This is a genomic window from Leifsonia poae (assembly GCF_050632195.1).
GTDB classification, from domain to species: domain Bacteria; phylum Actinomycetota; class Actinomycetes; order Actinomycetales; family Microbacteriaceae; genus Leifsonia; species Leifsonia poae_C.
Genome location: NZ_CP192580.1, coordinates 722,653 through 737,524, shown reverse-complemented (window position 1 = coordinate 737,524; position 14,872 = coordinate 722,653). Strand labels below are relative to the sequence as shown.

The 14,872-nt window shown below is 68.1% G+C and carries 13 protein-coding genes, 1 tRNA gene and 1 pseudogene; 7 read left to right on the top strand and 8 right to left on the bottom strand.

Annotated elements, in window-relative coordinates; all coding sequences use genetic code 11:
- Positions 1-5: 5 nt before the first annotated feature.
- Positions 6-428 carry a MarR family winged helix-turn-helix transcriptional regulator gene (locus ACQ86A_RS03815; RefSeq protein WP_431279296.1) on the bottom strand — a complete coding sequence of 141 codons (423 nt, stop codon included), beginning with the start codon at positions 426-428 and terminating at the stop codon, positions 6-8.
- Positions 429-494: 66 nt separating this feature from the next.
- On the opposite strand from ACQ86A_RS03815, the gene ACQ86A_RS03810 reads away from it, so the two are divergent.
- Positions 495-2,030 (top strand): FUSC family protein, encoded by a 1,536-nt coding sequence (locus ACQ86A_RS03810; RefSeq protein ID WP_431279295.1) that lies wholly within the window; start codon positions 495-497, stop codon positions 2,028-2,030.
- Positions 2,027-4,176: pseudogene (locus ACQ86A_RS03805) on the top strand (S9 family peptidase). Before ACQ86A_RS03810 ends, ACQ86A_RS03805 begins: the two are co-directional and overlap by 4 nt.
- A gap of 294 nt (positions 4,177-4,470) precedes the next feature.
- Here ACQ86A_RS03805 and ACQ86A_RS03800 read toward each other — a convergent pair.
- Positions 4,471-5,295 (bottom strand): aldo/keto reductase, encoded by an 825-nt coding sequence (locus tag ACQ86A_RS03800; protein ID WP_431279294.1) that lies wholly within the window; start codon positions 5,293-5,295, stop codon positions 4,471-4,473.
- A 4-nt stretch (positions 5,296-5,299) separates the two neighbouring features.
- Complete coding sequence (locus ACQ86A_RS03795) at positions 5,300-6,103, bottom strand: DUF805 domain-containing protein (RefSeq protein WP_431279293.1); 804 nt, start codon at positions 6,101-6,103, stop codon at positions 5,300-5,302.
- 115 nt (positions 6,104-6,218) lie between these two features.
- On the opposite strand from ACQ86A_RS03795, the gene ACQ86A_RS03790 reads away from it, so the two are divergent.
- The gene (locus ACQ86A_RS03790) at positions 6,219-6,500 is read left to right on the top strand and encodes a Fe-S cluster assembly protein HesB (RefSeq protein WP_431279292.1); all 282 of its coding nucleotides are present in this window, start codon (positions 6,219-6,221) and stop codon (positions 6,498-6,500) included.
- A gap of 75 nt (positions 6,501-6,575) precedes the next feature.
- Here the strand turns inward: ACQ86A_RS03790 and ACQ86A_RS03785 are convergent, their stop codons facing one another.
- Positions 6,576-7,325: an SDR family oxidoreductase gene (locus ACQ86A_RS03785; RefSeq protein ID WP_431279291.1), complete on the bottom strand. Its 750-nt coding sequence runs from the start codon at positions 7,323-7,325 to the stop codon at positions 6,576-6,578.
- A 65-nt stretch (positions 7,326-7,390) separates the two neighbouring features.
- On the opposite strand from ACQ86A_RS03785, the gene ACQ86A_RS03780 reads away from it, so the two are divergent.
- Positions 7,391-8,866 (top strand): flavin-containing monooxygenase, encoded by a 1,476-nt coding sequence (locus ACQ86A_RS03780; RefSeq protein ID WP_431279290.1) that lies wholly within the window; start codon positions 7,391-7,393, stop codon positions 8,864-8,866.
- Between the two features lie 8 nt (positions 8,867-8,874).
- Here the strand turns inward: ACQ86A_RS03780 and ACQ86A_RS03775 are convergent, their stop codons facing one another.
- Both ACQ86A_RS03775 and ACQ86A_RS03770 read right to left on the bottom strand, forming a co-directional pair.
- Complete coding sequence (locus ACQ86A_RS03775; protein WP_431279289.1) at positions 8,875-9,897, bottom strand: alcohol dehydrogenase catalytic domain-containing protein; 1,023 nt, start codon at positions 9,895-9,897, stop codon at positions 8,875-8,877.
- Positions 9,898-9,918: 21 nt separating this feature from the next.
- Positions 9,919-10,212, bottom strand: a complete 294-nt coding sequence (locus ACQ86A_RS03770; protein WP_431279288.1) for a GNAT family N-acetyltransferase — start codon at positions 10,210-10,212, stop codon at positions 9,919-9,921.
- 219 nt (positions 10,213-10,431) lie between these two features.
- Here ACQ86A_RS03770 and ACQ86A_RS03765 point away from each other — a divergent pair, with 219 nt between their 5' ends.
- Positions 10,432-11,208 carry a dienelactone hydrolase family protein gene (locus tag ACQ86A_RS03765; RefSeq protein WP_431279287.1) on the top strand — a complete coding sequence of 259 codons (777 nt, stop codon included), beginning with the start codon at positions 10,432-10,434 and terminating at the stop codon, positions 11,206-11,208.
- Between the two features lie 7 nt (positions 11,209-11,215).
- On the opposite strand, the gene ACQ86A_RS03760 is transcribed toward ACQ86A_RS03765, so the two are convergent.
- Positions 11,216-11,638, bottom strand: coding sequence for a dihydrofolate reductase family protein (locus ACQ86A_RS03760; protein ID WP_431279286.1), 423 nt, complete (start codon positions 11,636-11,638; stop codon positions 11,216-11,218).
- Positions 11,639-11,919: 281 nt separating this feature from the next.
- Between ACQ86A_RS03760 and ACQ86A_RS03755 the strand changes: the two genes are divergently transcribed.
- Positions 11,920-12,324, top strand: a complete 405-nt coding sequence (locus tag ACQ86A_RS03755) for an MmcQ/YjbR family DNA-binding protein (RefSeq protein ID WP_431279285.1) — start codon at positions 11,920-11,922, stop codon at positions 12,322-12,324.
- A 39-nt stretch (positions 12,325-12,363) separates the two neighbouring features.
- Positions 12,364-12,436 (top strand) — tRNA-Arg (locus tag ACQ86A_RS03750).
- 63 nt (positions 12,437-12,499) lie between these two features.
- Here ACQ86A_RS03750 and ACQ86A_RS03745 read toward each other — a convergent pair.
- Entirely contained in the window at positions 12,500-14,461 is a 1,962-nt protein-coding gene (locus ACQ86A_RS03745; protein ID WP_431279284.1) for a cell wall-binding repeat-containing protein, read from the bottom strand.
- Positions 14,462-14,872: the final 411 nt, after the last annotated feature.

Genomic DNA, 14,872 nt, shown 5'->3' with positions numbered 1-14,872 from the left:
TCGAGTCAGGCCTTGGCGAGGTCGTCCATCAGCGTCGCCGCGATTCGCAGAACGTCACGCTCGGTGGGTGAGAGCTGTGCAAGACGCTCGGCGAGCCACTCATCGCGAGGACGCATCGAGACGGCGAGGGCTTCGACCCCCTGTTCGGTGAGTTCGAGCAGCGAGCGTCTGCGGTCACTTGGGTCCGCAGCCCGCGAGACGAGGCCGTCTGCTTCGAGCTGCGCCGCGACCCGGGTGAGGGACTGCGGCTGCACCCCGTCGGCCGCCGCGAGCGCCCCCATCGCCAGAGGCCCGTCGCGGTAGAGGTGGCCGAGCACGCTCAACTTGTTGAGGCTGAGACTCGAAGACCGTTTGGCGCGGAGCAGTCGGTACAGGCCGCTGGTGCCGCGACGGATGACCGCGGCCGTCTCGAGCAGATCCTCTTCCATAATTACTACGCTAACACGTACTATTAATGCCTATTCTTCGCTGAACGATTCAGAAACGGTAGCCCTATGCGTAGCATCTCAGCTCTCGGCCGCGCCGGCATCGATGCGGCGTTCAGCGTCGGGGCTGCGATCGGCGCCTGCGCGACCATGTGGTGGGTCGCCGTCGGTATCGGTGCGGGATACACGACGGCGCTCCTCTCGACGGTGATTGCGCTGACCCTGTCGCGCCGCACCTTCGCCTCGCGTGCGGAGTTCGTCCGATCGTCTGCTGTGCTGCCGATCGTCGGCCTCGTCGCTGCGGGCGTCGGCTGGCTGCTGGTCGCGGTCCCTGTCGTGGGAGCGATCGCGTTCGTGGCGGGGATGTCGGTGCCGATCTGGATGCGGCGATACGGGGAGCGCGCGGCGCGGCTCGGCACCCTGATCACGCTGCCGTTCAGCGCCATCCTGATCGCGCCGGCCGCTCCACCGCAGACAGGGATGTGGTGGGCTGACCTCGGGATGCTGGTGCTCGCGTCGTTCGTTGCGATTCTGTGGGTCTGGAGCGCGCGGGAAGTGGGTGCGCTCATCCCTGGTGGCTCCCGATCGAGTGGTCCCGACTTGCCGCGGGACGATAGGCGCGCACGGCGAGTCGGGACCACTCGAGGCGATGCGACCCGGGCGAACGGTGCGCGCCTCGCGGCGAGCACGAGGATGGCCCTTCAGATGGCGGTCGCCCTCTCGGTGGCGTTCGCGGTCGGGTGGTTGGTGTTCCCTGGGCATGCGATCTGGGCCGTGCTGACCGCGTTCATCGTGTGCTCGGGCAACCGCGGGCGCGGGGATGTCGTCTACAAGAGCTCCCTTCGTGTCGCGGGAGCCTTGGTCGGAACGGTCGGCGCGGTGGGGCTGTCGTATGTGGTCGAGCCCACCGGTTTCGGCGCGGTCGTCGTGATCTTCGCCGCGCTGTTCGTCGGGACATGGCTCCGCCAGCTCAGCTACGCATTCTGGGCTCTGACGATCACCCTGGTACTCACCATGCTGCAGGGGGTACTCGGTGTCGCGCCGGTCCCGGGGCCGGGAGCAGGGGCTTCCCTTCTGCTCGAACGGATGGCGGCCATCGTCCTCGGTGCGCTGATCGGGATCGCGGCGAGCTGGTTCGTGCTCCCGGTACGGAGCTCGGATGTTTTCCGCAAGCGGCTGTCCGAAGTACTTCTCGCCGTGACGGGCGTGTTCGCACCGCCGAGCGCCGACCCGGGACCGAGCCGGGCTGAGCGGGTGGCCGCGCTGCGCGCATCCGTCGGCCGGCTCGATCAACTCTCGCCTGCCCATCGAGCGCACAGGATGCTCGGCGGCCCCCGTCGGCGGAGACGACGGACCCGCGCGTTCGACTGCATCGAGGTTGCGCTCCGGCTGCCCGACGCTGTGGACGCCCGGCTGGCGGTGAGCCGCGACGGCGACGGCGGGGCTCGCGAGCAGGCGCGCTCGCGGCTGCGCGAGGCGATCGGGGATGCGCGGCGAAGCCTCGCGGCGCCGGCCGACTTCGACCGCATCCTCGCCGCCGTCACCGCCCTCGTCGAGGAGCTGGACCCGCCGCGCGGCGTGCCAGCCGGTAGCCTGAACGAATGATCGAGGCGCCGCAGACAGCGAAGAAACCGACGGAGCGTGTGCAGCACGGTGACGTGTACATCGACGAGTACGAGTGGCTGCGTGAGAAGGACGACCCCGCCGTGCTCGCTCACTTGGCCGAAGAGAACGCGTACACGGGCGCCCGCACCGAACACCTGTCCATGCTGCGCGAGCAGATCTTCGAGGAGATCAAGGGCCGCACTCGCGAGACCGACCTGAGCGTGCCGACGCGCGAGGGCGACTGGTGGTACTACACGCGCACGGTCGAGGGTCAGCAGTACGGCATCCACTGCCGCGCGCCGATTGCGGGTTCGAACGACTGGGAGCCGCCCGCGCTCGACGAGGAGGCGCAGCGGAACGGCCTGCCGGGCGAGCAGATTCTGCTAGACGACAATGTCGAGGCCGAGGGGCACGAGTTCTACTCGCTGGGCAGCTTCGACGTGAGCGCTGACGGCACGCGCCTGCTCTGGGCGGTCGACACCGAGGGCGATGAGCGGTACACGATCCGCATCCGGTCGCTCGTCGACGACGGCGTCGAGTTCCCCGACGAGATCGCGGACACCGCCGGTGGTGCACTGTTCGACCAGACCGGGCGGTTCGTCTTTTACACGACCGTCGACGACGCATGGCGTCCGGATACCGTTTGGCGGCATCCTGTCGGCGAGGGCCCGGCGACCACGGCCGACGGGACGCGCACCGATGAGCAGGTCTTCCACGAACCGGATGAGCGCTACTGGGTGGGAGTCGGTCTCACCCGCAGTCGGCGGTTCCTTGTCGTCGAGGCGGGTTCGAGCATCACGAGCGAGGCCTGGCTGCTGGACTCGGACGATCCGACCGGCGAGTTCAGGGTCGTCTGGCCGCGCAAAGAGGGCGTCGAGTACGACATCGACCACGTCGTCGTGGGGGAACCGATCGTCTGCTGATCGTCCACAACGACGGCGCGATCAACTTCGAGCTGGTCAGCGTCGCGGCGAGCGACCCGCAGGGACACCGGCGCATCCTGCTCCCCCACAACCCGCAGGTGCGCATCGAGGGCGTGGATGCGTTCCGCGACTTCGTCTCGGTCGAATATCGTCGCGACGGGCTCACCCGGGTGGCTGTCGCGTGCGTGCCCGAGAAGAACGGCTCGGATGACGACACGCTGCACGAGTTGCAGTTCGACGAGCCGATCTTCACGGTGGGCGTGGGCGGCAATCCGGAATGGACCCAGCCGACGCTGCGGCTCGGCTACGGAAGCTTCGTCACGCCCTCGACGGTCTTCGACTACGACGTGCGAACGCGCGAACTGAAGATCCGCAAGCAGCAGGCCGTGCTCGGCGAGTTCGATCCCGAGTTGTTCGAGCAGCGGCGGGAGTGGGCTACGGCCAAGGACGGCACGCGCATCCCGATCTCGCTCGTCTACCGCCGCGACCTCGTGACGCCGGGAGAACCCGCGCCGCTCGTGCTGTACGGCTATGGGTCGTACGAAGCGAGCATGGACCCGTCGTTCGGCATCCCGAGGCTCAGCCTCCTCGACCGCGGGATCGTCTTCGCGATCGCGCACGTTCGCGGCGGCGGGGAGCTTGGGAGGCTCTGGTACGAGCACGGCAAGAAGCTGCACAAGAAGAACACGTTCACCGACTTCGTCGAGAGCGCCCGGCACCCTGATCGACACGGGCTGGACCTCCCCGATCGGCTCGCCGCACAGGGCGGAAGCGCTGGCGGGCTGCTGATGGGCGCCGTGGCCAACCTCGCGCCGCGGTACTTCTCGGGGATCCTCGCCGAGGTGCCGTTCGTCGACCCGCTCACGAGCATCCTGGACCCGTCGCTGCCGCTGACCGTGATCGAGTGGGACGAGTGGGGCGACCCGCTGCACGACCCCGAGGTGTACGCGTACATGAAGTCGTACTCGCCGCTCGAGAACGTGCACGAGACGCACTATCCGCGCATCCTGGCCGTCACGAGCCTCAACGACACGCGCGTGCTGTACGTCGAGCCGGCGAAGTGGGTGGCCAAGCTGCGCGAGGTCGGGGCGGATGCGCTGCTCAAGGTCGAGATGGCGGCCGGACACGGCGGCGTCTCGGGCCGCTACTCGGCCTGGCGCGAGCGCGCGTTCTCGTACGCCTGGCTGATCGACGCCGTCGGAGCGCACCCCACCGGCGAGTAGCGCGCTTGGCTGCTTGCGCGCCGGCCGCGCTCGCACGCTCGCCGAGCCGCGCTGCGCTCGCTCGCTCGCTCGCATAACGCAATCGAGTCCGGCCAAAATCCCCTCATGAGCGGGATTTACCGGGAATTCTCCCGGACTCGATTGCGTTACGGCGCGCGGCTTTGCGTGGCAGGGGTAACGCAATCGAGTCCGGGCAAAGTCCCGTTTCGGCAGGCTTTCAGGGGGACTTCTCCCGGAGTCGATTGCGTTTGGCGCGAGCGCGGAGCGCGGCGCGGAGCGGAGCGCGGCGCAGCGTCAGCCGAGGTCGTCGGGGTCGCGGCCGGTGCGGGCGCCGGAGGCGAGGGTGGCGATTGCGGCTAGGTCGGCGTCGTCGAGGGTGAACGAGAAGACGTCGAGGTTCTGACGGATGCGCTCGGGCGAGACCGACTTCGGGATCACGACGTTGCCGAGCTGCAGTTGCCACCGGATCACGACCTGCGCAGGAGAGACGCCATGCTTCGCGGCAAGAGCGTCGAGCGTCGGGTCGCCCAGGATGCGACCGCGGGCGAGCGGCGACCAGGCCTCGGTCACGATTCCGTGCTCCGCACCGTACGCACGCACCTCGTCCTGCGGCAGCCACGGATGCAGTTCCACCTGATTCACGGCGGGCACGGTCTCTGTCTCCCGCGCCAGCCGCTCGAGGTGGTGGATGTGGAAGTTCGCGACTCCGATGGAGTGCGCGCGTCCCTCATCCCGAACCCGTTCGAGCGCGCGCCAGGTCTCGACGTACCTGTCGTGCTTCGGCGCCGGCCAGTGGATCATGAACAGGTCGACCGTGTCGAAGCCGAGCCGTTCGAGGCTGGCGTCGAACGAGCGGAGCGTCGTGTCGTACCCGTTCTGGTCCCACCAGACCTTGGTCGTCACGAAGACGTCGTCGCGGTCGAGGCCGCTTCGCCTGATCCCCTCGCCCACGCCTCGCTCGTTCTCGTAGAAAGCGGCCGTGTCGATGTGCCGGTATCCGGCGTCGAGGGCGGCGATCACCGCATCCGCCGTCTCGGCTTCGGGGATCTTGTAAACGCCGAAACCGAGTTGGGGGATGCTACGGCCGTCATTGAGCGCGACGTTGGGAATCGAGGTCATACGTTCATTCTTTCGCGGGCGGAGGTGCCTGTGGGGGCGTCGGCGCAGGAGGAGCGGGTGGCGCAGGAGGGGGTCCGGGCGGCGCCGGAGGAGGAGTCGGCCCCGGCGGTGCAGGCCGCCCGGGAGGCGCGGGCGGGCCGGGCGGCACCTGAGGCGGGACACTCGGCGGGTACACCTGCCCCGACCCCGGCAGCGGCTCGCCGGGATACGGGCTCCGCGGGAATGGCCGCCCCGGGTACGGCGCCGACGGGAACTGCGGCGGCGGCGGCGGTCCGGCCGGCCCTACCGGCCCCGCGGCATGGTACGTAGGGGAGACCGGCACGACGGGCACATACCCCGGCACCTCATCGTCGGCGCGATCGAATCGTGCCCCGTACGGGTTCGGCTGCAGAATCGTGAGCACGATCAGCGCGATTTCGCCGAGGTATGGCACCAGCCCGATCAACATCATCCAGCCGCTGAGGTTCACGTCGTGCAGCCGTCGCGCGAGCAGCGCGAGGTTCGGGATGAGCGTGCCCAGCCCCCAGACGATCAGCAGCGCGACGCCGATGAAGATCCCCACGCCTGGAACGGCCTGCGCGTCGCGGCCACCCGACCCGATCGCACCGCCAATGAAGGTGATCATGTACAGCACGAACAGCACCACCGCCTGGAGCGCCTGCCACCACCAGTACTCGCTTCTGCTCGCTCGTCCGTCGAACCGCGCGTACTTCTTGAAGAAGCGCTTGACCGCCTCGCCGAAGGTCGCGCCGTAGTGCGGCGCCCAGAGCGGAAGCGGCTGCGACGATGCGGAGGATGCTCCAGTCATCCCTCATTCTGTGCTGGGTGGGCGTTTCCTGGCAATGGCGTGCAAAGCCTTGAGGCTCGGCCGTGATCGCGGAAGCGTGGATGGTTCTTGGGAAACGCAATTGGAAGGAGAGCACATGCTCACCCTGACCGAGAACGCCAGCACGATCGTCAAGACTCTGACCGGGCAGACCCCGGAGGAGGACGCTGGACTGCGAATCAGCAGCAGCAACCCGCAGAACACCTCGTTCGCCGCGGCCGTCGCCCCAGAACCGGAGCCGGCCGACCAGGTCGTCGAGGTGTCGGGAGCCCGGCTCTTCCTGGAGCCCGGAGCCGCCGTCGCGCTCGATGACAAGATCCTCGACGCCCAGGTGGACGCGAGTGGTTCCGTGAGCTTCGCCATCGGCGCACTGAGTTAGCGCCTGGGTACGAGACGACCCCCGCATGCTTCGGCGTGCGGGGGTCGTTTTCTGCCGCGGTTGCGGTTCTGCGAGCTAGGCCGAGAATCCGCCGTCGCTCTTCAGTAACTGACCCGAGACCCACCGACCCTGATCGGAGACGAGAAACGAGACGATATCCGCAGTGTCTTCGGGCGTACCGAGCGCGCCCGAGGGCTGCCCGGCCGTGAGTGCCTCGCGCACGTCGTCCGTCATCCAGCCCGTGTCGATCGGGCCCGGGTTGAGCGAGTTGGCGCGGATCCCCAGCGGGCCGAGCTCGATCGCTGCCGCGTTCACGATCCGATCGAGCGCACCCTTGCTCGCTCCGTAAGGCAGGTTGTGCGCGACGTGATCGCTCGTGAGCGCGACTATCGCTCCTCCCGTCTCGGGCACCTGACGGGCGAAGGCGGCGATGAGCAGCCAGGCCGCACGCGTGTTGACGGCGAAGTGCCGGTCGAAGCTCTCGATCGAGGTGTCCAGGATGCTCGAATCCACCGACTCCGCGTGCGAGAGCACGAGGGCGGTCACGGGACCGAGCTCGCGGTTCACTTGAGCGAGCAGCGCATCCGGAGTCTGCGGGTTCTCGAGGTCTGCTTCGACCGCCAGGATGCGCCGACCCGTCGCATTCAGCTCGGCTTCGATGCTCTCGGGGCCGGAATCGAGCGCCGCGGGCGACAGTCGCTGGTCGTACGGACGCCAGAAGCTGAACGCGATGTCCCACCCGTCGTTCGCCAGCCGTGACGCGATAGCCCGGCCGATGCCTTCGCGCCTGCCGACGCCCGTGATGAGAGCAACCCTGTTCCCCATCCGTCGAGTCTGGCAGATCCCGTTCCCGAACCATCCACGGGCTGACGAGGCATACTGTGTGACCTGTGGAGGAGCGGTGCGACATCGCGGTCATCGGCGCCGGCTTCGCTGGAATCGGCGCAGCCTGGCAGCTGATCGAGCACGGCCTCACGGACTTCGTCGTCGTCGAGCGCGGTGACGAGGTCGGCGGCACCTGGCGGGACAACTCGTACCCGGGCGCGGCCTGCGACATCAAGAGCGACCTGTACTCGTTCTCCTTCGCACCGAACCCCGGGTGGCGGTGGACGTACGGTCGCCAGCCGGAGATCCTGGAGTACCTGATCGGGGTCTCGCGCCGGCGCGGCATTCGCGAGCACATCCGGTTCGGCGTCGAACTCGAGCGGGCGACCTGGGATGCCGAGGCCGGTCGATGGACGCTCCTCACCTCGCAGGGCACGCTCTCCGCGCGCGTGCTGCTCTCCGGCCACGGGCCACTCATCGACCCCCAGTGGCCGGCGATACCCGGACTCGAGTCGTTCACGGGCCACCTCTTTCACTCCTCGCGGTGGGATCACACACTCGATCTCACCGGCAAACGGGTCGCCGTCATCGGCACGGGTGCGTCAGCGATCCAGATCGTGCCTGCACTGCAAGCCCAGGTCGAGCGGCTCACCGTCTACCAGCGGACACCGCCCTGGATCATCGCGCGTCATGATCGCCCGACGAGTCGCATCCGGAGGCGGGTCTTCGCGACGCTTCCGATCCTGCAGCGTGCGCGCCGGGCCGTCGTCTTCACCCTCAACGACGCTCGCTGGTTCGGGTTCACGCGACCGCGCATCGGCGCCATCGTCGAACGGGTCGCGTCCCGGCACCTCGCGAAGCAGGTCTCCGATCCTGCGTTGCGCGCCCGCCTGCATCCCGAATACCGGATCGGCTGCAAGCGGGTTCTCGTGTCGGACGACTTCTATCCGGCCATCCAGCGCCCGAATGTCGAGTTGGTCACCGACGCCATCGAGCGCATCGAGGCTGACGCCATCGTCACTCGCGACGGTGTGCGGCGACCGGTCGACGTGATCGTGTGCGCCACAGGCTTCACGGCGACGCGTCCCCGGATCGCCGAGCGCATCGTCGGCGACGGCGGGCGCGTGCTTGCAGACGTGTGGTCGGGTGGGATGTTCGCTCTCCGCGGCTCGACTGTTCCCGGGTTCCCGAACCTCTACATCCTGACCGGGCCGAACACCGCGCTCGCGCACAACAGCGTCGTCTTCATGATCGAGGCGCAGATCCACTATGCGATCGACGCCCTGGAGCAAACCGGGTTTGGCGCGGTCGTGGACGCACGACCGGCAGCTGCGACCCGGTACAACCGGTGGCTCGACCGCTCCCTCGCACGGGGAGTCTGGAGCCGCGGCGGCTGCACGAGCTTCTACCTCGACGCGAGCGGCCGCAACACGGCACTCTGGCCGCTGCGGGCGGCATCGTTCCGGCGGACCACTCACCGGTTCGACCCGAATGAGTACCGGATCGAGCAAGCGCCCAGCGTTGCCGATATCGCGCGGTAGCTGAGCGCTCAGTCCGCGCTCGGCATCTCCAGCACGACCTTCGTGCGGGGTTCAGGATGCTCCGCGAGCCTCTGCGCATCCCACACCTCCCCGAACGGCACGGCGACCACCTTCGGCGCGGTGAGCACACCGGAAGCGAGAAGCTCCAGCTCGCCGGTGAGCATCTCCCGATACGCCTTGCGCTGGGTCTCGACGAACAGGGGAACGGAGCAGACGCGCTCGCGCGGACGGGACCAGCGGCGCACCCCAGAGGTGATGCCTCCCGTTGCCGTGTCGCGACGCTCCCGCCCCGGGGTGCCGACGAACGCCGTGTGCACGAGGGTGCCGTGAGGCGAGACCGCCTTCCTGACGAGGGGTGAGCCCGTGTGGTCGATCGCTCCGTCGACCCCGCCGCCCGACGCATCCCGAACCCGGATGGGCCAGGCGGGGTCGGCGTAATCGACGAAGGTCGCGCCCAGCCGCTCAGCCTCCGGGCGCGACCGAACGGATGCCGTACCGAACACCGAAAGCCCCGCCTGCACCCCGTGTTGCGCGGCGAACGCTCCGACGGCTCCGGTCACGCCCTGGATGAGCACGCTCCCGCCCGCCGGGATCATCGCCATCCGTAGCGCGAGCGCGGCCGTCACGAGATCGAGTGGCGACGTGGCGGCGACGGCCGAGTCGAGCGCATCCGGAACCCTGATGAGAAAGGACGGGTCGAGAACGAGGTGCGTCGTGTGGGATCCCATGCGCGGCAGGCAGCCCACCACCCGGCTGCCGACTCGCAGACCGAGCAGCTCTGCCGACCCCGTGACCGTCTCGAGCACACCGACGAAGTCGTACCCGGGTGTGAAGCCCACCATCGGCTGCAGCAGGTAGCCGCCGCGGCGAGCGAGCACATCAGTGCTGCCGACGGATGCGTGGGTCACGCGCACGAGCACATCGCGTTTGCGGGGTCGGGGAACGGGCGAATCCGCCAGGGCGATGCGCTCCGCCTCGCCGAAACCTGTGACGATCGCCTGCGTCCGCTGTGCCGTCCACGGGTCGGCCATTCGCGGGTGCGCCATCCGCGGTCAGCCCGCGCGCTTGTGCAGCAGACCCGCGCGCTCCGGGTGCAGCTCGAACCAATCGGCGACGTACCAACACATCGGAACGACCTTCAGCGAGGTGTTCGCCTCGATGTCGTTCACGGCGAACTCCACGAGCTGAGCCGCGAGGCCGTGACCTCGACGTGCCGGTACCGTGAACGCCCGGGTGAGCGAGATGGCGCCGCCCAGGATGCTGTAGTCGAGCACACCTGCGAGCTCGCCGTCGATGTGCATCGCGTACCGCTGCGCATCCGTCTCATTGCTGAACTCCGTAGCCATGGGCCCATGGTACGTCCGTCCGGGACGTCCAGCGCGATGGGTCTGCCCGGGCCGTAGCCGCCGCCGTTCATCGCGTGCGAAAGCAAGCCGAGGTAGTGTGAAGGCGTGGGATCCCGACCCGCACCCGACGGGACTCCGCGCGTACCGCATCCGCGAGAGCCACAGCAGGCCAGCCCGCGGCGACGACCGTCGCCCGCGAACCGAGACACTGGAGCTGTTGTGACCGTCGTTTCCCCGTCTGCCCTGTCGCCCGCCCACGAGGCCCTGCTCGGGCATGTGCCCATCGGCCCCCACTCGGTGATCGAGGCGGAGACCGAGTCGTACGAGCACGAAGGTCTGGCGCTCGAGGGCTACCTGGCCCGGGATGTGCAGGCTGACGAGCGCAAGCCGGGCGTGCTCATCCTGCACGACTGGCACGGCGTCGGCGACAACGTGAAGATGCGGGCCCAGATGCTCGCACGCCTCGGGTACGTCGCCTTCGCAGCCGACCTCTACGGCGCCGATGTGCGACCCGAGGGCGATGCCGCCTCAGCGGAGGCCGGCAAGTACTATCGCGACCTGCCGCTGCTGCGGGCACGGGTGGCCGCCGGGTTCAGCTGGCTGCGCCAGCATCCTGCCGTCGATCCCGCCCGCCTCGCGGTCATCGGGTACTGCTTCGGCGGAACTGCTGCGCTCGAGTTCGCACGCACGGGTGCTCCTGCCCGTGGAGTGGTGTCGTTCCACGGCGGGCTGATCACCCACGAGCCGAGCGATGCGAACGCGATCGCCGCATCCCTGCTGGTGCTGACGGGCGGGGACGACCCGGTCGTGCCCGACGAAGCCGTGGCCGCGTTCGAGAACGAGTTGCGCGCGGCCCCGCACGTCGACTGGCAGGTGACCACGTATTCGGGAGCGCCGCACGCGTTCACGATCCCAGGCGGCGAGCGCTACCGTCCGGTCGCCGATGCGCGCGGCTGGCGGGCGCTGGTGTGCTTCCTCGACGAGGTGTTCGCCTGACGCTGCGTCAAAGGAGCACGCGGTAGCGGAGGTGTGTCGCGGAAGGCGTCTGCACAACTGAGAGCGGCTCCAGCTCGACGCGCGGATGCGGACCGTCCTCGAAGAGGCGCGTCCCCTCCCCGAAGATGACCGGCACGATGTGCACGACCAGTTCGTCCACCAGGCCCGCGCGGAGCGCCTCGTCGACGACCTGCGCCCCGCCGACGATGGCGACGTCGCGGTCACCCGCCGCATCCCTGGCCCACTTCACCGCCGTCTCCACCCCCTCGGTCACGAAGGTGAACGTGGTCGCGCCCCGCACGAGCACCGGCTCCGAGCGGTGCGTCACGACGAAAGACGGAACCTCGAACGCCCCATCGGGTCCCCACAGGTCGATGCCGACGTCGAACATCGTGCGCCCGAGCACGACCGCACCGGCGGTGGCGAGCATCCCCGCGGCGGCTGATTCGTCGGCAATCTCCGGCTCCCCGCACGCGGCGGCGGGTTCGGGATGTCCTGGTCGCCGCCCATCCCGATCCACCGGTGCAGACGCCCACCGCCCAGCCCGAGCGGATGCGCGCGACCCACCTCGGGGCCGGCCGTCACCCCGTCGAGCGACATCGTCATGTCCACGAACACACTCATCGTCAACCTCCCGGATTCGGCGCCGAACCGTTCGCTGTCGTGCCTGACAGTCTGGTCCTGCGAGGCTCGGCGCGGTAGCCTCCCGGCATGGAGCATCCGCGCCTGTTCGAACCGGGCGACCCTCTCGTCGACCGCGTGCGAGCCCTCTGTCTACGGCTCCCGGAGTCGGTCGAAGCGCTCTCCCACGGCCGGCCGACGTTTTTCGCCGGGAAGAAGGTGTTCGCCTTCGTCGGCAGCAGTATGGACCGCTCGAACAGCCTCGTCTTCAAACCCGACCCCGACGAGTCGCTTGCGCTTCGTCAGGACGCTCGTATCTTCATCCCGCCGTACTGGGGGCCTTCAGGATGGCTCGCCATCGACCTCTCACTGGAACCCGCCGGCGACGCTGCAGCGGCCGCCACGGACTGGCAGGAGATCGCCGAACTGATCGAGACCTCGTACCGCCAGGTCGCCCTGAAGCGCCAATTGGCGGTCCTAGACGGCATCATGTAGGCTCTAACCCGGTCCGGGAGCGAATAGCTCAGGACCGACGCGCCCGTAGCTCAACGGATAGAGCATCTGACTACGGATCAGAAGGTTGGGGGTTCGAATCCCTCCGGGCGCACACTGGTTGAGACAGTAGACACGGCTCCCGCCTCGGCGGGGGTTTTGTCGTTAACGCCCTCGGTTAGCTCGGGCACGCTACATAGGCGGCGACCGCCGTTGTGAGCGAACCGGTCCCACCCAGGAGGACCAGGTGCGTGATCTGGAGATCCCGTAGTTCCTCGAGCACGGCCGTCGGGATGCAGGATCCCGGCACGATGAACAGGGGCGCGCCAAGGGCGGCCGCGCGGGGAACGCCTGACAAGGCGTCCGGATAGTTGGTGCCCAATGCCAAGAATGCATAGTCCGGCGGCGCGGTGGTGCTGCCCACGTAGTCGAGGTACGAGAGATTCAGGACCCGGGGGAAAGCATCCGAATTCACGGCGACGGATGCCGCGTAGCGGTCGCTGCCGCCCAGACGGGTCACCTTGGTGCCGGGAATCCTCTGAAGCGAGGCGAAGTATCCAGCCGAAACAGATGCCTCACCACCCACGACCTTGATGGTCGTGACCCCGAGACTTTTGAGCGTTGCGAGCGTTTCGGCGTCAGCAGTGGGCGAATTGCCGTTCACGAGTATGACGGGCGCCTTCGCTTCGGCTGCAGGCGCGCCCGCCGCAAGAGCATCTGGATAGTTGGCACCTGTGGCGAGGTAGGCGGTCGAAGCCCCGCCACGTCCGAATGCCGCCATGGCGACTGCGCGCGACGCGGAATAGCGGTCGGCGCCTGACACCCTGACCACATCATGGGGATCAGGGACGTAGCCGGCCAAAGCGGCGACAACGGAGTCTGAAACCGAGGCGCTCCCACCCACGACGACGATCCGCCGTGGCGCCAGTCGTCGGAGTTCGGTGTCGACAGCCGGCGGAATACTCGACGGGGTTACGAGAAGCACCGGTCCGTGGCCTTCCGCGGCCGCGGGGCCGGCCGAGAGTGCGTCGGGAAAGTTCAGTCCGTTGGCGATATAGACGACGGGAACACCGGAAGCGAACCCAGCACTCCCCGCCAGGGTGGAATTGGAGACAGCGGCGCCGACCGCGAACCGGTCCGCGCCGGACACTCGGCTCGTCGACGGTCGTTCGATCGTCAGACCCGTGTTCGTGACCTCACCTTCGGCGACCGTGACCGTCGTTACGCCGTAGCCCAATTGCGGGTCATCCGCCCTGTACGCGAGCAGGCGGTAGGTTCCGGGCAGAAGTCCCGCGATGACGGTGCGCACATCGTTCGATGCGTTTGCCTCGACGTGCGACGAAAAGTCCACGATCCAGCCACCGCCAGGAGCCTGGTGCGAACGCGTCAGCATCGTGTAACCGGTGGGGCCACAGCCGGGGCAGGTGACACTGACGTTGTCGGTCGCCCCGTTGAAGAGAACGCCGTCCGCTCCCGCCACCGCCTGCCCGCTGCGAGCCACAAGGAGTGATTTGGCCAAGGGAGTCTGCAATGTCGACCCCGCATAGGAGCCTGTCAGGTTCGAGTCACCGACGAAGTAATTCGGCGCGAACGTGATTATGTACTTTCCGGGCATGAGACCGGGAATCGTGTACGTGCCGTCGGAGGCCAGCGGAACCGTGGTCGCGTCTACTACGGGGTAGCCGCTTTCGGGGTAGAGCCAGCTCCAAGGATTCGTGAAGTTGTCAGTTCGGACCGCGCTCACGTCGACTCTGACCCGGGGAATCTGACCAGCCGCCGTGATTACCCTGCCGCTGATGCTCGCAGGTTTGGGCATGATCATGTCGGCGGTGAACGATCCGCCTGCTGTGAGGTCGATGACTTCGGCCTGGGTTCGCAGCCGCGCGTACGAGCCAGTGGTGCCAGCGTCGGGAGTCCACCACGCGTTGAGGAAGCCGTCCGAGGCGGTATCGACCATGTCGACGACATAGGTCGCGGTTCCGATCGTGGGCTGAGTAAACTCGTAGTCCCCGAAAGCGTCAGTAGTGGTGCTCGCTATGACGACCGGACCGCACGCGAAGCAGTAGAGGTCGATTCGAACGCCGCCGGCGCCGGCAGGTGTGGCCCCGTCGCCGAGGGTCACGTGTCCACTGAGCGTCATCGACGAATCTGCCGCTTCCGCCGGCAGTGAAAACGTAAGCGGCGTCAGGAATGCGATCGCGAGCACGATCGCAACTGCACCGAGCCGCCCAGGGGGCCTCGGGAGTCTGTGGCTCGACACTCTCATTTGGGTCTCCTACCGAGCGGGACACCTGCCAGCGGATCAGGGAAGCTGGTGCCGAGTGCCGAGTGCCGGGAACGCGTAACCCGGTCGAAAAAGCGCCGCATCCGCGTTCAGCTGGCTCAACATATCAGTGGCGGAATATGCACCACAAGCCGCCCCCGCCCCCTCCTCCCTCCCCCTCCCCTACCCGGGCGTCGAGTGTGGAGTTTCTACCGTTTTCGGGGCCCGAAAACGGTAGAAACTCCACTCTCGGCGGCGAGGCGAAGCCAGGGGGTGTGCACAGATCAG